22 protein-coding genes are annotated in these 22,635 nt (G+C 62.3%); 10 read left to right on the top strand and 12 right to left on the bottom strand.

The features are described 5' to 3' along the window. The first annotated feature begins 161 nt into the window (after positions 1-161). Positions 162-1,064 carry an NAD-dependent epimerase/dehydratase family protein gene (locus tag NMB96_RS03240; protein WP_255086212.1) on the top strand — a complete coding sequence of 301 codons (903 nt, stop codon included), beginning with the start codon at positions 162-164 and terminating at the stop codon, positions 1,062-1,064. 25 nt (positions 1,065-1,089) lie between these two features. Here NMB96_RS03240 and NMB96_RS03235 read toward each other — a convergent pair whose 3' ends face one another. The 7 genes from NMB96_RS03235 to NMB96_RS03205 form a co-directional block, all read right to left on the bottom strand. Continuing rightward, complete coding sequence (locus NMB96_RS03235) at positions 1,090-1,575, bottom strand: Mpo1 family 2-hydroxy fatty acid dioxygenase (RefSeq protein ID WP_023902363.1); 486 nt, start codon at positions 1,573-1,575, stop codon at positions 1,090-1,092. Positions 1,576-1,674: 99 nt separating this feature from the next. Next, positions 1,675-3,270 carry a M4 family metallopeptidase gene (locus tag NMB96_RS03230; protein WP_255086210.1) on the bottom strand — a complete coding sequence of 532 codons (1,596 nt, stop codon included), beginning with the start codon at positions 3,268-3,270 and terminating at the stop codon, positions 1,675-1,677. A 431-nt stretch (positions 3,271-3,701) separates the two neighbouring features. Beyond that, complete coding sequence (locus NMB96_RS03225) at positions 3,702-5,468, bottom strand: peptidoglycan-binding protein (RefSeq protein ID WP_255086209.1); 1,767 nt, start codon at positions 5,466-5,468, stop codon at positions 3,702-3,704. A 74-nt stretch (positions 5,469-5,542) separates the two neighbouring features. After that, a complete protein-coding gene (locus NMB96_RS03220; protein WP_255086208.1) occupies positions 5,543-6,079 on the bottom strand; it encodes a hypothetical protein in 537 nt (178 codons plus the stop codon). Positions 6,080-6,310: 231 nt separating this feature from the next. Beyond that, positions 6,311-6,808, bottom strand: coding sequence for a hypothetical protein (locus tag NMB96_RS03215; protein WP_255086207.1), 498 nt, complete (start codon positions 6,806-6,808; stop codon positions 6,311-6,313). Between the two features lie 303 nt (positions 6,809-7,111). Beyond that, positions 7,112-7,747, bottom strand: coding sequence for a hypothetical protein (locus NMB96_RS03210; RefSeq protein WP_255086205.1), 636 nt, complete (start codon positions 7,745-7,747; stop codon positions 7,112-7,114). 256 nt (positions 7,748-8,003) lie between these two features. Beyond that, complete coding sequence (locus tag NMB96_RS03205) at positions 8,004-8,930, bottom strand: phosphoribosylaminoimidazolesuccinocarboxamide synthase (protein ID WP_016901356.1); 927 nt, start codon at positions 8,928-8,930, stop codon at positions 8,004-8,006. Positions 8,931-9,136: 206 nt separating this feature from the next. Here NMB96_RS03205 and NMB96_RS03200 point away from each other — a divergent pair, with 206 nt between their 5' ends. Beyond that, the gene (locus NMB96_RS03200; protein WP_006448472.1) at positions 9,137-9,466 is read left to right on the top strand and encodes a J domain-containing protein; all 330 of its coding nucleotides are present in this window, start codon (positions 9,137-9,139) and stop codon (positions 9,464-9,466) included. Positions 9,467-9,605: 139 nt separating this feature from the next. On the opposite strand, the gene NMB96_RS03195 is transcribed toward NMB96_RS03200, so the two are convergent. After that, a complete protein-coding gene (locus NMB96_RS03195; protein WP_006448473.1) occupies positions 9,606-10,445 on the bottom strand; it encodes an outer membrane protein in 840 nt (279 codons plus the stop codon). Between the two features lie 144 nt (positions 10,446-10,589). Between NMB96_RS03195 and rpe the strand changes: the two genes are divergently transcribed. From rpe to NMB96_RS03165, 6 genes are all read left to right on the top strand, one after another. Then, a complete protein-coding gene (gene rpe / locus NMB96_RS03190) occupies positions 10,590-11,261 on the top strand; it encodes a ribulose-phosphate 3-epimerase (RefSeq protein WP_104551395.1) in 672 nt (223 codons plus the stop codon). After that, complete coding sequence (locus tag NMB96_RS03185) at positions 11,258-11,749, top strand: GNAT family N-acetyltransferase (RefSeq protein WP_168959940.1); 492 nt, start codon at positions 11,258-11,260, stop codon at positions 11,747-11,749. The genes rpe and NMB96_RS03185 overlap by 4 nt, the downstream gene beginning before the upstream one ends. Positions 11,750-11,982: 233 nt before the next feature. Next, entirely contained in the window at positions 11,983-12,912 is a 930-nt protein-coding gene (gene yegS / locus NMB96_RS03180) for a lipid kinase YegS (RefSeq protein ID WP_006448476.1), read from the top strand. Positions 12,913-13,327: 415 nt separating this feature from the next. After that, on the top strand, positions 13,328-14,803 hold the full coding sequence (trpE, locus tag NMB96_RS03175; protein WP_006448477.1) for an anthranilate synthase component I: 1,476 nt from the start codon (positions 13,328-13,330) through the stop codon (positions 14,801-14,803). After that, entirely contained in the window at positions 14,803-15,879 is a 1,077-nt protein-coding gene (locus NMB96_RS03170) for a threonine aldolase family protein (protein WP_255086202.1), read from the top strand. Before trpE ends, NMB96_RS03170 begins: the two co-directional genes overlap by 1 nt. 18 nt (positions 15,880-15,897) lie before the next feature. Further along, positions 15,898-16,680, top strand: coding sequence for an SIMPL domain-containing protein (locus NMB96_RS03165; RefSeq protein WP_023902374.1), 783 nt, complete (start codon positions 15,898-15,900; stop codon positions 16,678-16,680). A gap of 132 nt (positions 16,681-16,812) precedes the next feature. Here the strand turns inward: NMB96_RS03165 and NMB96_RS03160 are convergent, their stop codons facing one another. Both NMB96_RS03160 and NMB96_RS03155 read right to left on the bottom strand, forming a co-directional pair. After that, positions 16,813-17,721: a LysR family transcriptional regulator gene (locus tag NMB96_RS03160; RefSeq protein WP_255086201.1), complete on the bottom strand. Its 909-nt coding sequence runs from the start codon at positions 17,719-17,721 to the stop codon at positions 16,813-16,815. A 191-nt stretch (positions 17,722-17,912) separates the two neighbouring features. Then, positions 17,913-18,818 carry a LysR family transcriptional regulator gene (locus tag NMB96_RS03155; protein ID WP_255086200.1) on the bottom strand — a complete coding sequence of 302 codons (906 nt, stop codon included), beginning with the start codon at positions 18,816-18,818 and terminating at the stop codon, positions 17,913-17,915. 486 nt (positions 18,819-19,304) lie between these two features. Between NMB96_RS03155 and NMB96_RS03150 the strand changes: the two genes are divergently transcribed. Beyond that, on the top strand, positions 19,305-19,781 hold the full coding sequence (locus NMB96_RS03150) for a flavodoxin family protein (protein ID WP_255086198.1): 477 nt from the start codon (positions 19,305-19,307) through the stop codon (positions 19,779-19,781). A 104-nt stretch (positions 19,782-19,885) separates the two neighbouring features. Here the strand turns inward: NMB96_RS03150 and NMB96_RS03145 are convergent, their stop codons facing one another. Then, positions 19,886-20,866 carry an IS5 family transposase gene (locus tag NMB96_RS03145; RefSeq protein WP_183086603.1) on the bottom strand — a complete coding sequence of 327 codons (981 nt, stop codon included), beginning with the start codon at positions 20,864-20,866 and terminating at the stop codon, positions 19,886-19,888. A 142-nt stretch (positions 20,867-21,008) separates the two neighbouring features. Here NMB96_RS03145 and NMB96_RS03140 point away from each other — a divergent pair, with 142 nt between their 5' ends. Further along, positions 21,009-21,308 (top strand): YciI family protein, encoded by a 300-nt coding sequence (locus tag NMB96_RS03140; RefSeq protein WP_023902378.1) that lies wholly within the window; start codon positions 21,009-21,011, stop codon positions 21,306-21,308. A gap of 270 nt (positions 21,309-21,578) precedes the next feature. Here the strand turns inward: NMB96_RS03140 and NMB96_RS03135 are convergent, their stop codons facing one another. Then, positions 21,579-22,319, bottom strand: a complete 741-nt coding sequence (locus NMB96_RS03135) for an SDR family oxidoreductase (protein ID WP_255086196.1) — start codon at positions 22,317-22,319, stop codon at positions 21,579-21,581. Positions 22,320-22,635 lie beyond the last annotated feature (316 nt).

Raw genomic sequence — 22,635 nt, 5'->3', positions numbered from 1 at the left:
GAACACAAGATTCGCGAGCAGGCCAGAGAGCTTAACAAAACGTTGACTAACGGCCGCGTCAACGTCATCGCCGGGCGCATGCGGAAATCGCCGCTGGACCGTCGCCGCATCGCTGCGTTGCACTCGCTATGCTGGGCTCACCAAGACTGCATCCGAGCCCTGTGACCGCTGCCAATCCCGCCCCGTCCACCGCTGTCTCTGCGCCACGCGCCCTGGTGTTCGGCGGCAGCGGGCAGATCGGCGAACGTCTGCTGACGCGGCTATTGAGCCGTGGCTGGCAGGTCACCGCGTGGTCGCGGCAGCCGCGTGCGGCACGTACCGGGTTGATCTGGCGGCAAGGCGATCTGGCTGTGCCGGCAGCGGCAGGCGAAGCGTTCGAGGTGATCTTCAGTTGCGGCCCGCTGGATCATTTCGCACGTTGGTACGCTGAAAATCCGGTGCTCGCCCCGCGCATTGTGGCGTTCGGTTCGACCAGCCTGGAGGTCAAGGAACACTCGATCGATGCGGCCGAGCGCGATGTCGCCCAGCGCCTGGCGAACGCCGAACAGGCGCTGTTTTCTGCAGCGCAGGCACGCGGCGCAACCGCAACGGTGCTGCGCCCGACGCTGGTCTACGGTGCCGGGCGCGACCGCACGCTCACCCAGATCGCCAACCTGGCGCAGCGCACCGGCGCGTTCGTGTTGCCGGCCAACGCCACCGGTTTACGTCAGCCGGTGCATGTGGACGATCTGGCCAGCGCCGCGCTGGCGGTAGTCACCCAGCCGGCCACGCAGCAGCGCAGTTATGCGGTGGGCGGGGGCGAAGTGTTGGCCTACATGCAGATGGTGGAGCGCGTGCTGGCTGCTTTGCCACGACCGGCGCGGTTGTATCAGGTGCCGCCGACGCTGTTCGGGTTGGCGCTGAGCGCTGCACAACGCCTGGGCCGCCTGCGTGGCATGAATGCGGCGGCGTTGCAGCGCATGCGCGATGACCTAGTGTTCGATCTGGAACCGGCGCGCCGCGATTTCGGTTACGCGCCGCGTGCGTTTCGTCCATTGCCGGAAGAACTCGGCGTTCGCGAGTGAGGTTAGTGAGGTTGGTGCCTCGAGCCTAGTAGCGCCAACCCAGCTGGCGATACAACTTGGCCAGCACCCAGATCGGCCCGATCAGCAGATAGGTCAGATCGGTCAGAAAGCTCGGCTTGCGGCCTTCGATCTTGTGGCCCACGAACTGCGCGATCCAGGCCAGCACGAATACCGCCACGCCTAACTTGAACACGCCGCCCAGGCCAAGCTTGCTCTCGATCAAGCGGCACAGACAGCCGAAGAAGAAGAAGATGCCCAGCATGCCCAACCCCAGCGGGCGCGACAGCCGGTTGTAGTACGACCACACCGCAAACATCGACAGCGCCGCCCACACGCCGCTACTGAACCAGGTGCCGCCCACCGGGATGCACCACAGCAAGGCCACCACCGACCACAGGATCGCCGGCACTGCCAGCACATGGATCTGCTGGTTGGTGGCGTTTTGATGATCGTCGGAATAGCTGGCGAAATAGCGGTCGATCGGCCGCGCGGTCGTGGTGCGTTCGGTCATGTTCCCTCCCAGGAATGACCCAAGCATACGCGCGCGGATGGCGCTGTGGCAGCCGGGCACCTTGCCACGCGCCGGTCGCGTGGCAAGGGCCGGCATGCATCAGTTGACCGACACCGCGCTCCACGCTGCGGCAACCGCGCGGTATTGCGTGGAGGTGCCGCCATACAGATCGGTGGCCGCGCTCAACGTGGCCCTGCGTGCGGCCGCGTAGTTGGTCGAAGAGGTCATGTAGACCGTCAACGCGCGGTACCAGATGCGGCTGGCTGCGGCACGGCCGATCGACGTCAGCGCGGTATTGCCGTTGCACACCAGCCCGGCCGGCGTCACGTTCCAGCTGGTGCCCGCACCAAAGCCGCTCGGCACCACCGCGCCCTCGGCCAGCAGATAGTAGAAATGGTTGGCCACCCCCGAGCTGTAGTGCACGTTGAGCGAGCCCAGGCTGCTGCTGTAGCAATCGGGCGAGTCGCCATCCAGGCTCGGCTTGAACATGTAGCGCAACGCCAGCGTGCCGCTGCTGTTGCCGGGGACGATCTTTTCGCCGATCAGATAATTGCCCGGCTGCGCGCTGTTGTTGGCGGAGTACTCCACCATCGCGCCCATGATGTCGGAAGTGGCTTCGTTCAAACCGCCGGACTCGCCCGAGTACACCAACCGTGCGGTGCGACTGGTCACGCCATGGGTCATCTCGTGGCCGGCCACATCCACCGAGACCAGCGGCGTGAATGTGCTGCCGTCGCCATCGCCGAAGGTCATGCAGAAGCAGCTGTCCTGCCAGAACGCGTTGTTGTAACGGCTACCGTAATGCACACGGCTGCGCGCACCCGCGCCATCGTTGGCGATGCCGCTGCGCGCATGCGTGGTGCGGAAATAGTCCCAGGTCAACGCCACGCCGTAATGCGCATCCACCGCTGCCGTCACCGTATCGCTGTTGGCGCCGCTGCCCCAGGCGTTGTCGGCATCGATGACCAGCGTGCCGTTGCCGGAGGTGCTGTTGCGCATGTTGTAAGTGGCACCGCTACCGCGGCTCAGATCGGTCAACTCGTAACCGCTGCTGCAACGCGTTGTCGATAATCCAACGTTGCCTGCATACAGCGAACGCCCGGTACCGGTTGCGCTGGTGCCGCCACTGCACACGGTGTGCACCGTATCCCAGGATTCGAGAATGCGTTGATTGACCGCATCGACGATGTAATGCATCTCGGTGGGCGTCTGGTCGGGCTTGATGCCGCTGTAGATCACTTCGTAGACCAGCCGCGGTGCGCCTTGGCGCGCATACAGCGCCAGACTTGCGCGTGGCGCGGCGTCGGGTGCCACATCGAACTGCGCACCGGCCGCACGCACCGCAGTGTCGGCATCGATGCCCGGCACGATGGCCGGGCGCACGTTGGTGTCCATGGTCTGGCTCAATTGACGCATTACCCCGCGCCGCGAATGCACCACCACATCGCCGCCGATGACCGGCAAGCCCTGATAGGTGCGATCGAAGCGCACATGCTCGGTGCCATCGGCATCGACAATGCTGTCGCGCGCGACAAACGCATCGGCGGTTGCACGATTGGCCAACGCCGCAGCGTTGTTGCCCAACAACGATTGCGCGCGCGCTACCGCGGCATCGGCGGAAAGATCCGCGGCACTGGCGACAGCAGACAACGATAGCGCACAGCAGATCGCTGCGCCCAATACATGGAATTGCATGACGACTCTCTCCCAGGAAACGTGCAATGCAAAGATCGGCGGCGACGAGCATCAGCCGATCGCGAATGGCAGCAGGGTGCCGGCAGCCAACCTTGCACAGTCTGTGATAGCGCAGTAGTAAAAATTACAGTTGTGTTGCGTTCTGTGCGCCGCGCCACTTTGCGTTGTGGAGCGCATCGCAGACAGATGCAAGATGTGCTGCATGATCGCCGCTCATCGCGCTACAGACGCGTATCGCAGCGCTGTTCTACAAGATCGTTGTTTCTACAAGAATGTGTCGGCGCCCAGTGACACGCGGTGCGCCAGGGAGCATGCAGTGGTGTTCGATTGCGGCATCGCTTTCAGTCGCGAGCGACGATGGTGATGTTAGGGCGCGCACAAAAAAAGCCGGCCAGAAAACTGGCCGGCTTTGTTGATGCACTACTGCACCCTTAGCGGCCGCCGATGGCGACCTTGTGCTGCTCGTCCTGCGTCTGTTGCTGCTGCGTCTGGCCAGCCAGCAACTGCGCACTGGTCTGCTCCAGCGTGGGAGCGGGCTGATTCAGATCCACTGCCGCACGGAAGCCTGGCGTCGTTCCCATGACGAACGCCTTACCGTTCTGCACCGTGACGTCCTGCAGCTTGTCGGCAGAATCGATGCCGTTCTGCTTGGCCTGCAAGGTGACGTGGGCCGCCGTTTCGTTGGAGATCATGCTTGGCAGCCTGCTGCGGATCGCGGTGTGCAGCGCATGGTCCGGATGCGAGGCATCGTTCAACGATGGACCCTTCGGCGCGGCCTGCTGCGTCTGGCCTGCCTGCATCTGGGTCTGCGCCGGCAACGCGGACAAGGCGGCCTGTGTATTGCGGCCCACCACGCCATCGGGCTGCAGCCCATGCTGCTTCTGGAATGCGATCACCGCCTCACGCGTGTTGTCGCCGAAGCGGCCATCCTCGGCAAGCCGGTTCCCCTGCGCATCGCGCACGCCAAGTCGGTTGAGGTCCTGCTGCATCTTGCCGACATCGGGATTGTGGTCGCCCTGACGCAGCGTGCCGTTGCCAGCGTGTGTCGATGCTTGAGCCTGACGAGCGCCTGATTCCTGATGATGTCCTTGATTCCAGAACGTCTCCGGACTGGTCAGCTTGCCGTTGGCATCGCGCAGTTGGTAATGCACATGCTGTGCGTACTGGTTGACACCGTTCGGGCCACGTCCGCCCATCGTGCCGATGGCATCGCCCGCGGACAGCGCCTGGCCTTCTTTGACCTTCAGCCCTTCCAGATGCAGGATCTCGTGCGAGTTGCCCTGCGCATCGCGAATCTTGACGGTGCCGTAGTTGCCACCGGCGAACGTGACGGTTCCCGAGACCGGCGAATGCACGGTCGGATGCTGCAGATTGCGACCTGCCTGGCCGCCTTGATAGTTGAAGTCGGTGCCGCCGTGGTCGCGCGCGCTGCGATGCTCGCCGTAATGACCCGTGATATGCGGCGCCGTCCCATTCTGGGGAGGTAGCATCCGCTCCATGGTGGTCTGAAACGAGCTGGATGCCGCATGCGGGGTCTGCGCAGGTGCTGGCGCAACATGCTGTGCGGGCTGCACTGGCTGTCCTAGCTGGCCGTGTGCAAGGTTGTTCATCAACTCGGGCGTGATATCGCGCTGCCAGCGAGCGAATCGGTTTTCGCGGTCGGCCAATCCATTCGGCGGGTCACCGCCATTGATTGCAACGCCTGCGGCGTGTGCATCCTGTCTGGCTGCTTGCGGAACATTGTTCTGCCAATACCAAGTGGCGATACGAGATGCATTTTCAGGCTGCGCGGCCAGATCCGGATGTGCCACCAAATCCAGGTCCAAGGCTTCGCCTGCCGCGCGATATTGATCCTTGCCGGTGAGTTGCATGTAGCCGCGGCCGCGATACAGATAGCCGTCGCCGGGCTCGTTGTTGCCCATGCGCCCGCCATACATCAACTCGGCCAGTTTTTCCGGCTGCCCGCGCAAGGCCTCCAGACGCGCTTCTTCCAACGCCTCGGGGCCCTCACGCAGTGCGGAGCGCACTTTCGAACTCACCTGCGAGGATCCGTGCGTATAGCGGAAACCTTCTTCCAGGCGATTGAGACCCATCGACTCATGACCGACCTGAGCCATGAAATTCGCCAGTTCTTTCGGTTGGGTAATGCCTGATGCATAGGCCGATTGCAGCAGCCCTGTTTCGCGATCAGTTGCCATTGGTGTAACTCCTCATTTCTCAGCAACGTTAAATAACGGACTCCATCCTTGTCCGTGCAAACCACTACTTCCCTTTAATTCGTTTTCTCGTTCCCTGCTTCATCCAGCGCTGCGACTTTCTTTAGCGTCGCAGGGTCGAAATCCTGGAAGGTGACCGTACCGAAATCCTTCGATGTCAGTTCCAGTGTGTTGTGCTGTTCTGTTTCGGTATCCGTGAGGTCACGGACGACCTTGTCCAGCATCCAGGTCTGTTGATCGGCGGAATATTTGAACGTGAAGTCGTCTGCCCAGCGCTCGCGCGACCCACCAGAAATGGAAATCGTGAACTGACCCTTTTGAATGCGTGAAAACGCATATGGGTCTCCAGCTAAACCGCCGCAGCGTGCACACGGCACGATCTTGCGATTTTCTGCTGCTTTTTGCAGCGCTCCCTCGGCAATCTGCGTCAACAGCAGGACCGTGCGCGGTTGCCCTTCGCCCAGCTTCTCGCTGCCGGTGGCCGGCGGGGACACGACGACCAGCGCATCGGAGTGGCCTGATCCAGTCAGATCGCCGCGGATGGTTTCCAAAGCCTTCGATCCTGCTGGAACGAAGGAGTCAATCGTGCCCATGGGGACAGTCCCTTGTGTAGGTGAGGCGGTGGATGAGGTGTCCGGTGCCGGCGGCTGCGCAGCAGGAGCGCCGCTCTCGACTGCAGGCTTGTCAGGCGCGCTGGCAGCCTGAGGGCCGTTACAGGCTGCCAGCGTGATCGCCAACACAGGGCCGATCAATCTAAGTGGATGCAAGGTCGTCTCCTGAAGCAGTGGGGTTGCGTGCGGCGCAAGATAGCTGCCGCATTAGAGTCAAAGTGACTGGTCGTCCACCTTCACCAGCGTCCAGCAGGGCTGCTGGGCGAAGTGGTAGACCTGCTGGTCGCCGGTGTCCGGTGTGCGGACCAGCACCTGGCGGCCTTCAGCCTCCTCGGAGATCGTGACCTCGCGGCCGCCGTTGCGGGCCGCCTCCAGGTTGGGGATCACCGGCCACTCGACCTTGGCCAGCGGAACCGTACGCGTCACCGGCGCAGGCTCGGGCTGCGCGCCCGGATCGAGCTGGATCATCGTCAGCGGATCGGCCGTAGCCTTTTCCTGCACTGCAATGTCTGCACTGAAACGTTTCAGAAAGGCGGGGAAGTCGGCATCGGGACAGCTTGTCGCCGGGGCGGGCGTCGTCGGCGCGGCGGCGGGCGTTGAGGCTGCAGGTGCGGCAGGCGTCGCAACGGTAGCTGGACCCGCTTGTTGAGTGCAGGCAGCAAGCGCCAGGCTCAGTGCCAGGGCATGCAGGGAAATTCGGAAAAGGGCCAACGGATCCTCCTGATCGTATCGGGGGCAGCTAGAGCGCGGGCGCGATTTTATCCGTGTGCTGCTTGCAGATATGTGAAGGCTTGCGGCTTCACCGTTTGCACGAGCTGGCGGGCACCAGGCAGATCAATCGGCCTGGCTATCTGCTCGCCTGACCGTCGTCCCGAAGCCCTTGAAGAAGTGCGCTTGGTCATTTCGCTGTTCGTCCTGTTGCCCTCGGACGCAAGCGTGTTTCAAAAGGGCCGTCGATAATGACTAAGCGGCAGTAATTAAAGTCGTGAGTTTGCCGGGTTTGATTGCCAGCAACTAGATTCCGTTTGAAAACACGTCGAGTGCATTTGCACTCACCCACCCCTGTACGCAATCGCCGACATACTGGCCTGGTGCGGCTGCATGGCAGGCATCACCGGCGGTAGGCGCCAAGCGTTTGATCGGCCTGTCGCCATACTGCTCGCACAACGCATTGTCCTTGCATTTTGCGACACTGCTTGCGGGGATTGCGACGACATAATAGTAAAGAGGATTCTGCCCTGCGCGGCCGATGCCTTGTACGCAGACGAGTTGGCCCTGCGCCAGATTGGCGTTGGCGGACGCATTGCTGCCGGTAGTCGGCACGGCACTGAGTGCGTCCACACCCTGTGCCTGCGCTACACCGGCAAAAAATCCGTCGTCGCCACACACAGGCGAAAGCTCCACGTCGTAAAGGTCGCCTGTCTCCACATTGCCAGCCGTGCAGCCTTTTGCGGTCGTTGCGTCGGTGCACTTCACGCCACTTGCCTGTATCAATGCTGCGAGTTGGTCACCGACAGGAGTCTGTGCAGAGGCTGGCGATGCCGTCGGTGCTGTCGATGTGGTCGTCGTCGCGGCGGGGGGCACGGACTCGCCCGCAGTGCATGCGCTTAATGCAAGCAGCAGCCCCGGCAGCAACGCGCTGCGGAACATGGGAAAACTGCGTAGAGAGACACTTGACGGAGCCATCGCGACCTCGTTGAACAATAAAGTGCACCATTGCAGTGTGCCTGTTGGCAATCGGCTATCTGCCTCTGCATCGCTGACCATTACACACTTGGCGCGTGATGGCCGAATTGCCAGCTGTCGCTTTCAGAATTCAAACCGCGTGCGCCAAGTAAGTCGCTTGGCGCTCAGGTCATCGCTGCAATGGTGCAACTTCAAAGCCCCGCAATCGGGGCTTCAAACATCAATCAACCGAAATACCTGCCAACCGCTGCAGTGCTTCGGCATATTTCGCACGCGTACGCTCGATCACCTCTGCCGGCAGGCTGGGGCCGGGCGCGGTCTTACCCCAGTCCAGAGTTTCCAGATAATCGCGTACGAACTGCTTGTCGTAGCTGGGCGGGCTGGTGCCCAGTTCGTATTGGTCGGCCGGCCAGTAGCGCGAGGAGTCCGGGGTCAGCATCTCGTCCATGATGTACAGGCGGCCATCGGCGTCGGTGCCGAATTCGAACTTGGTGTCGGCCAGCAGAATGCCGCGTTCGGCGGCAAAGTCGGCGGCGAAGCGGTAAATGCGCAGCGTGGCATCGCGCACGCGCTCGGCAAGCTCTGCGCCCACCGTCTTGACCATCGCATCGAAGTCGATGTTTTCGTCATGGTCGCCCACGGCGGCCTTGGTGGATGGGGTAAAGATCGGTTCGGGCAGTTTCTCGGCCTGGCGCAGGCCGTCGGGCAGTTCGATGCCGCTGATCTTGCCGGTGCGCTGGTAATCCTTCCAGCCGCTGCCGATCAGGTAGCCGCGTGCGATCGCTTCCACCGGCACCGGCTTGAGCTTGCGCGTGACCACTGCGCGCTTGGCATACAGCGCCGGGTCCACGCCGTCGGGCAGCACCTGCTCCACGCGGATGTCGACCAGATGGTTGGGCATCAGATGGTCGGTCTTGTGGAACCAGAAGTTGGAGACCTGGCACAGCATCTCGCCTTTGCCGGGGATCGGGTCGGGCAGCACCACGTCGAACGCGGACAGGCGGTCGGTGGCCACCATCAGCAGATAGTCGCCCGGGGGCGCATCGGCGGGCAGGCGCTCGCGGGGAATGTCGAAGACATCGCGGACCTTGCCACGGTGACGCAACGGCAGGCCGGGCAGATCGGATTGCAACAGCGTGGTCGACACAGGCACTCCTAAGGACGTCGCAATGACGCTGTCCCCGGGACCCGGCGGGCCCGCGGGTGGGCAGCGGGCCGCGTAGTGTACGGCGCTTCGGTGCGCGCCGCTGGATTTATTGGAGGCAACCGTGCGGCCGCGTGCAGGCCGTGTCAGCCAGGCCGGGTGGGCGTTCGGGTACTATCGCCAACCCGCCTCCCCGCCCCCGATCGCCCATGTCCTGGTACGGAAAACTGCTCGGTGCACTGGCCGGCGCCTTGCTGTTTCGCGGGGCACCGGTGGTGGGGCTGATGATCGGCCTGGCGATCGGCCACGCAGTGGACGCCGGTTGGTTCAAGCGTCGTGCGGAAAATCCGTATGAAGCGCTCGGGCTGGAGCCGGACGCCACCACTGCCGAGATCGACCTGGCCTATCGCCGGCTGATGTCGCGCTACCACCCCGACAAGGTGGCCAATGCCGGTCCGGAGGCACGCAGTCAGGCCGAAAAGAAGGCCAGCCAGATCAACGCCGCCTACGATCGCATCCAGCGGCTGCGCAAACGCTGATCGAAGGCCTGGCGCCTGGTCCCTGGTTGCAGTGCCTGACCGTGCAGCTAACCGCTTCGGGATCGAAGCCGAAAACCACGCAATAAAAAACGCCTGACCAGTTAAAGGCCAGGCGTCATTGTCACTCAAACATCAAGACTCAGAAACGATACGTCGCCGTCAGCCGCACTGCATTGGCCGAGAAATCGGTGTCTGTACGGCGCAGATCGGTACCGGCCGGATTGACGCGCAGGAACGGATTGGTCGCCGGTGCTGTGCCCGGCCCGACGCGCACGCGGGTGTCTTCGTCCTCCAGGCGGGTGAACAGGTATTCCACGCCCACCGAGACGTTGTCGCTCAAGCGGCGCTGCAGGCCAACACCGGCCTGATAGCCGTCGGCGCTGTCGCCACCGCTGCTGGTGAAGCTGTTGGCGGTGTTGCTGCTGGAGAAGCTGTGGTCGAACTCGCCGCGGGCCACGCCGGCGGTGAAATAGGCCAGAAAATCGCCCTGCTCGCCGAAGGCATACCCGATCCGGCCACGCAGGGCGGCGGTGCGGTTGAGCTGGCGGGTGAAGGTGTAGAACGCCGGGGTGGTGCTGAAGGCGCTGACGCTGTCGCGTAGGTCGTTGCGGGTGTACTCGGCGACCACGCCGTAGACCCAGTTGCCGGCCTGCCAGTCATAACCGAGACGCGCGCCATATTCGGCACCGCCCTTGTCCTTGCTGCAGCCACTGGCCGGGGTGCGGCCGGCTGCGGCGCCACCGCAGAAGCCGGGCGAGAACGCATCGGCACCGGTGGCGGTGCTGACCTGGTCGCCATCGCGGCCGTCCAGATTGGTGTCGAAGCCGAAGCGGCCGCCGGAGACGCCACTGACGTCGGCGCCGCCGACATTGGCGCCAATGGAGAAGCCGGACCAGTCGGCCGGGCCGGTTTGTGCCCAGGCGGACGGGGCGAGGGCCAACAGAACGATGGCGGCAGAAGCGAGCGGGGTGGTTTTCATGCGTTCTCCTTAATCGGGCGCAGCGCGCCAGTTCTGTGTGTACGCACGATGGCGGCGCACGGATGCAGAACGCTTTCATCCTGACGCTTTCATCCTGTGATCCCGGTTGCGAGAATGTGCGCTCCGTTACCTTCCGAGCTGCCCATGCAACCGACGGCGATCGCCCCGTCCATCCTGTCCGCCGATTTCGCCCGTCTTGGCGAAGAGGTGAACAACGTCCTGAAGGCCGGCGCCGACTGGGTGCACTTCGATGTGATGGACAACCACTATGTGCCCAACCTCACCATCGGCCCGATGGTGTGCCAGGCGCTGCGCAAGCACGGCATCACCGCGCCGATCGACGTGCATCTGATGGTCGAGCCGGTGGACCGCATCGTGCCGGACTTCGCCGATGCCGGCGCCACCACCATCAGCTTTCATCCCGAGGCCAGCCGCCACGTGCACCGCACGATCCAGCTGATCAAATCGCACGGCTGCCAGGCCGGGCTGGTGCTCAATCCGGCCACGCCGGTGGATATTCTCGATTGGGTGCTGCCGGAGCTGGATCTGGTGCTGGTGATGTCGGTCAATCCCGGCTTCGGCGGGCAGGCCTTCATTCCCTCGGCGTTGGACAAGCTGCGCGCGATCCGCAGCAAGATCGATGCGCTCGGCAAGCCGATCCGGCTGGAGATCGATGGCGGGGTCAAGGCCGACAACATCGGTGCGATCGCCGCCGCCGGTGCCGATACCTTCGTGGCCGGCTCGGCGATCTTCAATGCCCCCGACTATGCGCAGGTGATCGCGCAGATGCGCGCGGCGGTGGACGCGGTGCGATGAGCCAGGCCCCGCTGCAGATCCGCAGCGCCACGCCCGATGACGCCGCGCTGTTGCACGAACTGGTCACCGCACTGGCGGTCTACGAACGCGAGCCCGACGCGGTCAAGGCCAGCCCGGACGACCTGCGCGCCAGCCTGTTCGGCGACGGCGCCACCGCGCACGCGTTGATTTGCGAGCAGGACGGGCAGGCGCTGGGATTTGCGGTGTATTTCTTCAATTACTCGACCTGGCTCGGCCGCAACGGACTGTATCTGGAAGACCTGTTTGTGCGTCCGCAAGCGCGCGGGCAGGGCGCTGGCCTGGCGCTGCTGCGGCATCTGGCCCAGTTGGCCGTGCAGCGTGGCTGCGGGCGGTTCGAGTGGTCGGTGCTGGACTGGAACGCGCCGGCCATCGCGTTCTACCAGGCCGTCGGTGCGCGCCCGATGGAGGGCTGGACGGTGTACCGGCTCGACGGCGAGCGCCTGGCCGCGTTTGCCGCTGGCGCTTGAGCCAAGCGCGGCGCGCACCAGTGGTACATAAAAAGAAGGCCGCTCCCATTGGAGCGGCCTTCAAGAAAATTGGAGGCTGATCCTGCCCCCGCCCGTCGTCCCTGCTATGGACTTCCATCCTCCGGGTCATCGATGACATGCCAATGACAGCCCGGTGGCAGTGCGTATTCACGATGCACGCAGCGGCCCGCTGCTAGCCTGCGCGCATCACTCCCACAGCATTGGCAGCGCGCATGGCCCCGTCCCACTGGCGTCTGATCCTCAACGGCAAGTCCACCGACAATCTGGACCTGCGTGAGGCGGTGGGAACGCTGCGCAAGCGCGGCATCCAGCTCGATGTCCGGGTCACCTGGGAAGAGGGCGACGCCGAGCGTTATGTCGGCGAAGCCGTCGCCGATGGCGTGCACACCGTGGTCGCCGCCGGAGGCGACGGCACCCTGAGCGAAGTGGCCGCCGCACTCGCCCATCACGACACCGATGCCGCTACGCTGCCTTCGCTGGGTCTGGTGCCGCTGGGCACCGCCAACGACTTCGCCACCGCCGCCAACATCCCGCTCGAGCCGCTCGACGCGCTGACGCTGATCGCCGAACGCCCGGCGCAACCGATCGACCTGCTGCGCATCGACGCCGAGCACGGCCCGCATTGGTGCGCCAATGTCGCCAGTGGCGGCTTCGGTACCCAGGTCACCGTGGAAACCGACGAGGGTTTGAAGAAGATGCTCGGCGGCCTGGCCTATTTGATCACCGGCATGTCGCGGTTGGGGCGGATCGACCCGATCAGCGCCCGCTTCAGCGGCCCGGATTTCAGCTGGGAGGGCGAGTTCATCGCACTCGGCCTGGGCAACGGGCGCCAAGCCGGCGGCGGCCAGGCGCTGTGCCCGGAAGCCTTGATCGACGACGGCCTGCTCGACGTCACCATCGTGCCCGCGCTCAACGGCGAAGTGGCCGCCACCCTCGGCACCCTGGTCACCGGCGGCAAACAGGCCGCGCTGGAACGCGTCGCCGTGCGTGCCCGGCTGCCCTGGCTGGAGATGGTCTCGCACCAACCCCTGACCTTGAATCTGGACGGCGAACCTGAGACCTCGCAGCATTTCCGCATCGAATGCGTGCCGGCGCGCTTGCGCATGCATTTGCCGGTGGAGTGCCCGTTGCGCAGCGCTTGAAGCTGGGAATGGGGAATGGGGATTGAAGCCCCTCTCCCTCCGGGAGAGGGGTTGGGGTGAGGGTCCCTGTGCCGACACACATGCCGCTACCAGGCATCTCGCCCTGACATTGACCAACAGCAAGTCGTCGCAGACAGCCCACAGCCCAATACACCTATCAACGACAAACACGCGCCATCCGGCCCGGATGTCGCTCAGTTTGAAAAGCCACACCCAACAACACACGACCCAACCCACCTTCGCAATTCGCACATCTTCGGCACCGCACCTGCTGCCCTAAACCAGCAGTTGCGCTACAGTACCCACGTGTCCCGCCTGACGACTTCACGCTCCTTCTCTTCCGCTCGCCGCTGGTGGCGATGGTGGCCCGTTGCCGTCGTCCGCCCCGCCACAGAGTCCCGGAAGGAAAGTCGTCTTGATCACCGCAGAGCAGTTCCAGCGCCAGGCCGCTGAAGGTCACACCCGTATTCCCGTTGTCCGCGAAGTGCTGTCCGATCTGGACACGCCGCTGTCGGTCTATCTGAAGCTCGCCGACGGCGCCTATACCTATCTGTTTGAATCGGTCGAAGGTGGCGAACGCTTCGGGCGCTATTCCATCATCGGCCTGCCCGCGCGGCGCGTGTACAGCTTCCGCGGGCATACGCTGGAAATCAGCGAGCACGGCGAAGTGCTGGAAACCCGCGAGGTTGCCGACCCACTCGCCGAAGTCGATGCACTACGCGCCGAGCATTCGGTGCCGCAGCTCGACGGCCTGCCCGGCTTCACCGGCGGGCTGGTCGGCTGGTTCGGCTTCGAGTGCATCCAGTACATCGAGCCGCACCTCGGCGGCGGCGACAAACCCGACGAACTCGGCACGCCCGACATCCTGCTGATGCTCTCCGAAGAGCTGGCGGTGTTCGACAATCTCAAGGGCCGCCTGTACCTGATCGTGCATGCCGACCCGCGCCAGCCGCAGGCCTATGTGCGCGCCAATCGGCGCCTGGACGAGCTGGCGCATCGCCTGCGTCAGGGCGGTGCGGGGTATCCGCAGGCGCAGATTTCCGATGCGATCGACGAGTCGGATTTCCGTTCCTCGTTTACCCGCGAGGAATATCACGCGGTGGTGCGCAAGGCGCAGGAATACGTGCGCGCCGGCGATATTTTTCAGGTGGTGCCGTCGCAGCGTTTGCGTGTGCCGTTCCGTGCGCGCCCGGTGGATGTGTATCGCGCCTTGCGCGCGCTCAATCCATCGCCGTACATGTATTTTCTCGATGTCGGCGGCACGCAGGTGGTCGGTTCCTCGCCGGAAATCCTGGCGCGCCTGCGCGATGGCGTGGTCACCGTGCGGCCGATCGCCGGCACCCGCCCGCGTGGTGCCACGCCCGAGCTGGACAAGGCGCTGGAAGCCGAACTGCTGGCCGACCCGAAAGAGCGTGCCGAGCACGTGATGCTGATCGATCTGGGGCGTAACGATGTCGGCCGCGTTGCCGAACCTGGCTCGGTGAAAGTCGGCGAGCAGTTCGTGATCGAACGCTACAGCCATGTCATGCACATCGTCAGCGAAGTGACCGGTACGCTCAAGGCCGGCCTGAATTACAGCGATGTGCTGCGCGCCACGTTCCCGGCCGGCACCGTCAGCGGCGCACCGAAAATCCGCGCGCTGGAAATCATCCGCGAGCTGGAGCCGGTCAAACGCAACGTGTATTCCGGCGCAGTCGGCTATATCGGCTGGCACGGCGATGCCGACACCGCAATCGCGATCCGCACGGCGGTCATCCAGGACGGCTACCTGTACGTGCAGGCCGGCGGCGGCGTGGTCTACGACTCCGATCCCGACCTGGAATGGCAGGAGACGATGAATAAGGGCCGCGCGCTGTTTCGTGCGGTTGCGCAGGCGGCCAAGGGGCTGTGATGGACGGGCAGGGCAGCGCTGCGCGTATCAGTTTTCGCAACGACTACAGCGAAGGCGCGCACCCGCGTCTGCTGCAGGCACTGGTGCAGGCCAGTGCCGAGCATAACGCCGGCTACGGCACCGATCGTCACAGCGAACGTGCGATTGCGTTGATTCGGCAGGCGGTCGCGCAACCGCAGGCCGACGTGCATCTGTTGGTCGGCGGCACGCAGACCAATCTGACCGCGATTGCCGCGTTTCTGCGCCCGCATCAGGCCGTGATCGCAGTCGAAGCCGGCCATATCGCCACGCACGAAACCGGTGCGATCGAAGCGACCGGCCACAAGGTGCTCACCGTGCCCGCGCTGCACGACAAGCTCACCCCGGCGCTGATCCAGCCGGCGCTGGACGTGCACGGCAACGAACACATGGTGCAACCGCGCCTGGTCTACATCTCCAACAGCACCGAGAGCGGCACCATCTACACGCGTGCCGAACTCGATGCGTTGTCGCGTTTCTGCCGCGCGCACGACTTGCTGCTGTATCTGGATGGCGCGCGCCTGGGCGCAGCGCTGACAGCGGATGGCAACGATCTGGATCTACCGGCGATCGCCGCGCTGACCGATGCGTTCTACATCGGCGGCACCAAGAACGGCGCCTTGCTCGGCGAAGCCTTGGTCATCGTCACTCCTGCCTTGCAGGCCGACTTCCGTTATCTGATCAAGCAGCGCGGCGCGCTGCTGGCCAAGGGCATGGTGCTGGGCACGCAGTTCGCCACCTTGTTCGAAGATGGATTGTTCTTCGAGCTGGCTGCGCATGCCAATGCCATGGCGCAGCGTTTGCGCTCAGGATTGCTGGCCGCTGGCGCGCAGTTCACCAGCGACTCGCCGACCAATCAGCAGTTCATCGCCGTCAGCGCGCAGCAGGCCGCGCAACTGGCGCTGCGCTATGACTTCGAGCGCTGGGAAGTCCGCGCCGATGGCAGTCATGTGATCCGCTTCGTGACTTCGTGGGCGACCACGGCAGCCGCTGTCGATCGTCTGTGTGCGGACTTGGCGGCCCTTTTGCAGAACCCTGCCGTGCAGGGCCACGACTAGACATCAAGGAAGACGACGATGAACAAATTCGTAGGTTGGGTGCTCGCCACTGTCCTGATGCTGCCCGCCGTGGGAGTAGCTCAGATCAACACCTTGCCGTCGCAGCCGCACTTGCTGGTTAAAGGCCAGGCGTTTCGCACCGTCGATCCAGACCGTTTTATCGTCGACCTCAAGGTCAGCAAGACCGAGCTGCAGCCTGACCTGGCGCGTAAATTCGTCGAGGAGCGCGCCCGTGTGGTCCTGGATGGATTGCAGCGCAACCGCGTGCTCAAGGACTCGCTGTACGCCTCTGCGTTGTCGATTGCACCGCAATCGCGTTACGAGGCAGGCAAATCCGTCTTCGAAGGAACCCGGGTAGAGCGCAAGATCCGCGGCACATTTACGTCCTTGAAGGATGTGCGTGCCTTTCTCGGTGGGTTGGACGCCAATGAAAATGTCCAGGTGCTCTCGATGCAGACCGCCTACGGCGATGCCGCTGCATTACGTGCAGAACTCAAGCGCGAAGCCGCCACACAGTCGCGCGAATCAGCCCAAGGGCTCGCCGCTGCTTACGGCGTCCGGCTTGGTGGGATCTACAGCATCTCCGATGTCGCCCCGAATTTTGCCTATGGTGTCGAAGCAGGCACCTGGTCTGCCCCCGCAGCGCCAAAGCCAGGCTCGGTGGTGTCTCCGCCTTCGCCGCCGGCCCCACCGCCGCCGCCTGCGCCAAGCGCTGGGGTCCAGGGCGTCGGCGAAAGCCTCCTAACCGGCACCATCACCTACACCGAAAACATCTATGCGGTCTTCCTGATCGCGCAATGAGTCCCTGCCGTCCGGATCGTCAGCAAGGAAGGTGTCTATGTCATTGCCGAGCACCTGCCCACCAGGGCACGCGAACCGCATATCGCGCGCGCCGAGCGAAGTAACGTTCGGGCTGGTAACAACGCAAGGTATTTAGATGCCAAGCGGAGCCAGCTCGCGGACCAGATCGAGCAATAGGCGCAAGCCAGTAGGCAGTTGCCGTCGGCTCGAATAGTAAAGATGAAAGCCGGGTCCAGGGCTGGCCCAGTTCTCCAGCACGAGCCGGGCAGTGCCTGCAGCAAGCAACGGAGCCAGCACTGGCTCGGGCGCATAGACCAATCCTGCTCCACCTGTGAGTAGGGCCAGGGCCAGCCTGGTGTCGTCAATTGTCATGGTTCCGGGCACATCGACAGTCAGGAGTTCGCTGCCTTTTTCGAGCTCCCAGCGATAGATACGATCATTGCCCAGCCGGATGCGCACGCACCGATGATGGTGAAGGTCGAGCGGATGCTGCGGTATGCCATGGCGTGCGAGGTATGTGGGCGCCCCGGCGACCACCCATCTGATGTCTGGCGATAGCCGTTGGGCAATCATGTCTTCCGGCACGGTTCCACCGTAGCGAATCCCTGCATCGAAGCCCCCCTCAATGATGTCGATCATTCGATTGGTCGAAACAATATCGACTTCCACCTTGGGATAGCGTTCCGCAAAGATCGGTAGCACCGGACCGAGCAGGAGCGGCACCGCATCATTGATGACGTTGAGCCGGATACGTCCGGCGGGTGAATTCCTGTGCTGGTTCAGTAGCTCTATGGCCTCGCCAATGGCTCCAAACGGCCCAGATATCGCCTGCAGCAGCTGTTCGCCGGCAGCTGTCAGCGTGACGCTGCGGCTGGTGCGATGAAGAAGCCTGACTGCCAGGCGTGTTTCCAGTCCCTTGATGGCGTGGCTCAGCGCTGAAGAACTCACCCCAAGCTCTGTGGCAGCACGGCTAAAGCTCATATGCCGCGCAATTGTCAGGAAATAGACAAAGTCGGCCAAGTCTGCGCGATTAAGATTCATCTGCTTCCATCGTTATTCTGCTTTGTAGTGCTGGAGATGATTCGGGCGCCAGATTCATGGCTGCTCGTGTGAGTGAGCTTCGTCAAACAAGACCCCGCCTCGCGGCTGTTATTTGATCGCAACCACGTATATGGGCCATACGCAATGTTCGACTTTCATGGACTCGCGTATCTCTGCAGTCGCGCTACGGTTTATTCCTCTTTCCACTTCTCAAGTTCCACGGCGAGCAGGTCGATTGCCAGGCGCGATCGGAGCGGTAAGTAATGCATGGCTGGCCACACCGCGCTGCATTCCATGACCGTGCTTGGCCGATTTCCCCAGATTTCTACAAGCGCTCCACGCTGCATCCGTTCCCGAACCAGCCAGTAGGGTAGCCACGCCAGCCCCATCCCTTCTGTTGCTGCATCTGCAATCACCTCAAGATCGTTGAGGCGCATGCGTGAGCTGACCGCAACGTCGACTAGCTCACCCTGGGCATTTGGAAGACGCCAGACAAGACCTTGTCCATTACGCCAGTACGGAAGCAATGCATGGTCTGCCAGATCCTCAAGCGTGCGCGGCTCACCATGTGTCGCCAGGTAGTTCTGAGAGACACACAGAACCTTGCGTTGACTTATCAGGCGGTGAGAACGCAATGACGATCCACTTGCTACTCCTCCATTACGCACTGCCAGATCAAAGCCCTCTGCAATTAAATCCACACTGCGATCACTCAGGTGCAGCTCAAGTTCCAGCTTGGGATGCTGCCGTGCATACGCGCGCAATATGGGCGCCACGCAATGCCGGCCGAACAGGACGGGGAGGGTGACGCGCAGCTTGCCGGCCACTTCGCGTTGGCCGTTCTCCAACATGACCTCTCCGACCCGCAACTCTTCTATCGCGCGAAGGCAGCGCTCGTAGTACTGCTGACCATCTTCGGTCAGGCATTGTGATCTGGTAGTCCGCTGAAAAAGCTGAACACCGAGCCGATCTTCCAAACGCGCTATGGCTTTGCCCACCGCTGAACGCGTGAGCGAGAGTCGCTGGCCTGCTTTTGCGAAGCCTCCGGCCTCAACGACCTCGAGGAACAACTGCAAACCATCAAATCTGTTTCGCACGTGATGGTCCTTGCGTTCTCTGATTGTGGAGAAAAGGGGCTGAAGTAGAAATGACGACCGTGGCAGATCCTGGCTGCTCCACACTTAATAGCGGGAAAAAGCGTTGTCGCACTAAATCGTTCTTCATTGGGTTGCCTGGTGGATTTGCTGGTGGCCTACTTCGTGAGTGCATTGCTCTCATCGTATCGCTGTTGCTTCGTAGAATCCTGGATAGATCTTACGCGAGCTCCTTGTCGCTGCCATTGTAGAAAATGCGGATGCATCCTCCGGAAAAATGGCCGCCAATGCTGGCTCGGCTTCTACTTTATAGTCCCGCAGGTGCGTATCGAATGCACCGGCGACAGGTGAGTAATACGCGCCTGACTCGGTCGACTCCGCGCGAGGAGGCACCACAGCACCAAAATTGACAGGTAGGCAGATGCTGATTTCTATCGTATATGACAGCGGTTTTGGCCATACGGCCCGAGTCGCTGAGGCCGTGGCGAAGTGGCGAAGGGCGCCAGAGAGGTTGACGAGGTCGATGTCAGGCTGATTGCAGTGGCCGATGACATGATCGACTGGATGGTGCTTGAAGCAAGTGATGCGATCGTTTTTGGATCGCCTACTTACAACGGAATGATCAGCGCGAGGTTGAAGAAGTTCTTTGAAGATTCGACCAAGGCGGCATGGACGCGCATGAAGTGGCGCGACAAGGTCGCGGCAGGCTTCACCAACTCTGGCGCGCAGCATGGAGACAAGCTCAATTCCTTGATATCGATGGCGTTGTTTGCCGCCCAGCACGGGATGATCTGGGTGGGTCTGGATCTGATGCCCGGGAACAGTAGCAGCAGTGGAGGCGTCGACGATCTCAATCGCCTCGGGAGTTGGCTTGGCGTGATGACGCAGTCGAACAACGACCAAGCTCCAGAGCTTGCTCCTCCTGCCAGTGATCTCAGAACGGCAGAGTACCTAGGGATGGTCTGATCAACGGCATCGGAGGATGAGCCTAACCACATCGACCAGGCTGACGGCGCTCAGATCCTCGATTTTTTTGCCGTTTCCGGCGCGTTTGCAGGGTGTTGCCCGGGTTACAGGCGCACGCTCCCCATCGTCGGCAGTAACTGCTTTCGCTTCATCCACAGGTTCGATAGCGCAAACAAGGTCAGCACCTGCGCGGTGTTCTTGGCCAGGCCGCGATAGCGGACCTTGGTGTAGCCGAACTGGCGCTTGATCACCCGGAATGGATGCTCCACCTTCGCGCGCACGCTGGCCTTGAAGTGTTCCCAACGTCTTTCCCGAGCACGCTCGCGTTTGTTGCCGAGGGCTTGCATCGTCGAGGGCCTGGCGGCGATGAAGAATGCAGCCTTGCAGGCCTGCAGTTCTTCGCGTTTGTCCGCACCGGTGTAGCCGCTATCGCCGAACACGCTGTCTTCTTTGCCATGCAGCAACGTGTGCATCACCGTGACATCGGCGACGTTGGCGGCTGTGCAATGGACGTGGTGCACCAACCCGGAAAATTCATCCACGCCGATGTGCGCCTTCATCCCGAAATACCACTGATTGCCCTTCTTGGTCTGATGCATCTCAGGGTCGCGCGCGTTGTCGGCATTCTTGGTCGAACTGGGCGCCGCGATCAGCGTCGCATCGACGATCGTGCCCGACCGCAGGCTCTGGCCCTTGCGCGCCAGATGCGCGTTGACCGCTTCCAGCATCCGCGCGGCAAGGCCATGGGTCTCCAGCAGGCGCCGAAAGTTGAGAATCGTGGTCTCGTCCGGAACGTTGTCCAAGCCACCGAGCTGGGCAAACCGCCGCAAGGTCGGGATCTCGTGCAGTGCTTCTTCCATCGCCGGATCGCTCAGCGCATACCACTGCTGCAGCAGATGAATCCGCAACATCGTCGCCAGTGCGTACGGCTGCCGACCTGGCCGGCCCGATACCGGATAGTGCGGCGCGATCAGACCGAGCAGTTGCTGCCACGGAACCACCTGCTCCATCTCGGCCAGAAAGATCTCGCGCCGGGTCTGCTTGCGCTTGCCCAGGCCCTCAGCGTCACCGAACGTCAGTTGCATGGATCACTCCTCAACATCAGGCGGGTAGTGTCGCGTATCTGTGGTGCGTTGTTCAGAGGTTCCCTAGGTCGCCGTGTTGCCGAGACGACCCGCCGCTTTTGCAGCACTTGAATCGTCTGACACCCAACCAAGGACATTGACCATGAGATTGCTTTGCCTCGACATCCCGCAACCGGGTGTAACCCTGGAAAAGTACAAGCCGTATATGCTGGAAGAAGTCCAGCATAGTTGGCAGCACTACAAGGACGGCGTTATTCGTGACATCTACTTCCGACAGGATCGTCCCGGTGTCGTGATCATCGCAGAGGCGGATTCGGTAGCAGCTGCAAAGTCTGCGCTCGCTGAGTTCCCTCTGGCCAAGGCCGGCCTGATCGATTGGGACGTGATCCCGTTTGGGCCCTTTGTTAACTGGGAAGTTCTGTTTGCGGCGGGCGGTCACTGACTGTTGCTGTTTTGTCATTGGCAGGACTCACTCAAGAATTGAGGGAATCGAAGGGACGTCTCACGCGGTCAAACCGATCCTCTGAGCATCAAGTACACAGAGCGTGGCCTCGCATGTGCAAGGCCACGCTCTTCACCCATTACAAGGTGATTCCTGTGTGCCATCAGGAAATAGCCGGGTTCTCTGACGATCAGCCCGGACGCGTCTCCAGATCACCGCCACTCGCTCAGCGCAATCAAAGGCGATCACGGATTAAATTGCAAGATTGAACTATGCGCGGTTGTTCATGCGATCGAACATTGCTTCTCCCAACTCGCGCGTTCTTGCGGAGATGCCGACAAGCACCTCGTCCTTACCCTGTTCAAGCTGCGCGAATGCCTCGTCGACGAAATCTTCTGCACTGACCATCATGTTGTTGGAGACACCTTCGCTGCGCGTGTTGCCGCCCAAACCCGTATCAACGATAGGGGGAGCGATCTCGATCACACGGATATTGGTGTCCCTCAACTGATGCCGCAGACTGAGCGTGAACGAGTGGATTGCAGCCTTCGTGGCGCAGTAAACCGGGACATCGGCCATTGGCGAAAAGGCCAGGCCAGAGCTGACATTGACGATATAAGCGTTGGTCTGCCGCTGCAGTAACGGCAATAGATGGCTTATCAAGTGAATGGGAGCAGTGAAATTGATAGCCACTTCTTGGTCGAGGGTGTCCATCGCGGGGTCGGCCATGAAGTCGCGATGCACCTGAATCCCCGCATTGTTGACGATGGCGTTGAGGGTGGGGTGCTCGTCCTGCAGCCACTGTGTCAATGCGTTGCGGCTATCTGGATCTGCCACATCGCAGATGCGCGTGATCAAGGCGGGGATTTCGGCCTTTGCTTGCGCAAGAGAGGATGCATTGCGGCCGCAGATGATGACCTGGTTGCCGTCGGCGGAGAAGCGCCTTGCCAAGGCAAGACCAATCCCCGTTGCGCCGCCGGTGATGAGGATGGTGTTATGTGTGAGTTTCATCGTCTTGGATCCTTCGCTAAGAAATGGAGAAGGTATGTCGACGATGAACCAGGCATCAGCGGCCACACCTTCGCTACCGGCATGCCGGGGCGGGAGGTGTCGCGGATACCCTGAGGCGGGAGGAGTTGCCATTCACTTGAATAGCGACCGGGCTACCATCCGGTCAGCACTCTTTCGACAGCCGCTTTCTACCATGGCGCCCCTTTCGCTACAACTGCTCTCCTCTTGCGACATTCAAAAAAATCCAAGGTGAGTATCTGGAAAGGCGCTGATTGCCAAAGGAAATGCAGAGCGTCTGTTTGGTCTTTGAGCGTGG

This window comes from Xanthomonas hortorum, assembly GCF_024339125.1.
Classification (GTDB): domain Bacteria; phylum Pseudomonadota; class Gammaproteobacteria; order Xanthomonadales; family Xanthomonadaceae; genus Xanthomonas; species Xanthomonas hortorum.
Note: the sequence above shows the minus strand (reverse complement) of the source record. Positions and strands in the feature narration are given on the sequence as shown.

Excerpts from the sequence above, each read along its gene's own strand:
- NMB96_RS03235 (WP_023902363.1), bottom strand. The coding sequence starts at position 1,575 with ATGACCGAACGCACCACGACCGCGCGGCCGATCGACCGCTATTTCGCC.
- NMB96_RS03230 (WP_255086210.1), bottom strand. The coding sequence starts at position 3,270 with ATGCAATTCCATGTATTGGGCGCAGCGATCTGCTGTGCGCTATCGTTG.
- NMB96_RS03225 (WP_255086209.1), bottom strand. The coding sequence starts at position 5,468 with ATGGCAACTGATCGCGAAACAGGGCTGCTGCAATCGGCCTATGCATCA.
- NMB96_RS03220 (WP_255086208.1), bottom strand. The coding sequence starts at position 6,079 with ATGGGCACGATTGACTCCTTCGTTCCAGCAGGATCGAAGGCTTTGGAA.
- NMB96_RS03210 (WP_255086205.1), bottom strand. The coding sequence starts at position 7,747 with ATGTTCCGCAGCGCGTTGCTGCCGGGGCTGCTGCTTGCATTAAGCGCA.
- NMB96_RS03200 (WP_006448472.1), top strand. The coding sequence starts at position 9,137 with ATGTCCTGGTACGGAAAACTGCTCGGTGCACTGGCCGGCGCCTTGCTG.
- NMB96_RS03195 (WP_006448473.1), bottom strand. The coding sequence starts at position 10,445 with ATGAAAACCACCCCGCTCGCTTCTGCCGCCATCGTTCTGTTGGCCCTC.
- rpe (WP_104551395.1), top strand. The coding sequence starts at position 10,590 with ATGCAACCGACGGCGATCGCCCCGTCCATCCTGTCCGCCGATTTCGCC.
- NMB96_RS03185 (WP_168959940.1), top strand. The coding sequence starts at position 11,258 with ATGAGCCAGGCCCCGCTGCAGATCCGCAGCGCCACGCCCGATGACGCC.
- yegS (WP_006448476.1), top strand. The coding sequence starts at position 11,983 with ATGGCCCCGTCCCACTGGCGTCTGATCCTCAACGGCAAGTCCACCGAC.
- NMB96_RS03170 (WP_255086202.1), top strand. The coding sequence starts at position 14,803 with ATGGACGGGCAGGGCAGCGCTGCGCGTATCAGTTTTCGCAACGACTAC.
- NMB96_RS03165 (WP_023902374.1), top strand. The coding sequence starts at position 15,898 with ATGAACAAATTCGTAGGTTGGGTGCTCGCCACTGTCCTGATGCTGCCC.
- NMB96_RS03160 (WP_255086201.1), bottom strand. The coding sequence starts at position 17,721 with ATGAATCTTAATCGCGCAGACTTGGCCGACTTTGTCTATTTCCTGACA.
- NMB96_RS03145 (WP_183086603.1), bottom strand. The coding sequence starts at position 20,866 with ATGCAACTGACGTTCGGTGACGCTGAGGGCCTGGGCAAGCGCAAGCAG.
- NMB96_RS03140 (WP_023902378.1), top strand. The coding sequence starts at position 21,009 with ATGAGATTGCTTTGCCTCGACATCCCGCAACCGGGTGTAACCCTGGAA.
- NMB96_RS03135 (WP_255086196.1), bottom strand. The coding sequence starts at position 22,319 with ATGAAACTCACACATAACACCATCCTCATCACCGGCGGCGCAACGGGG.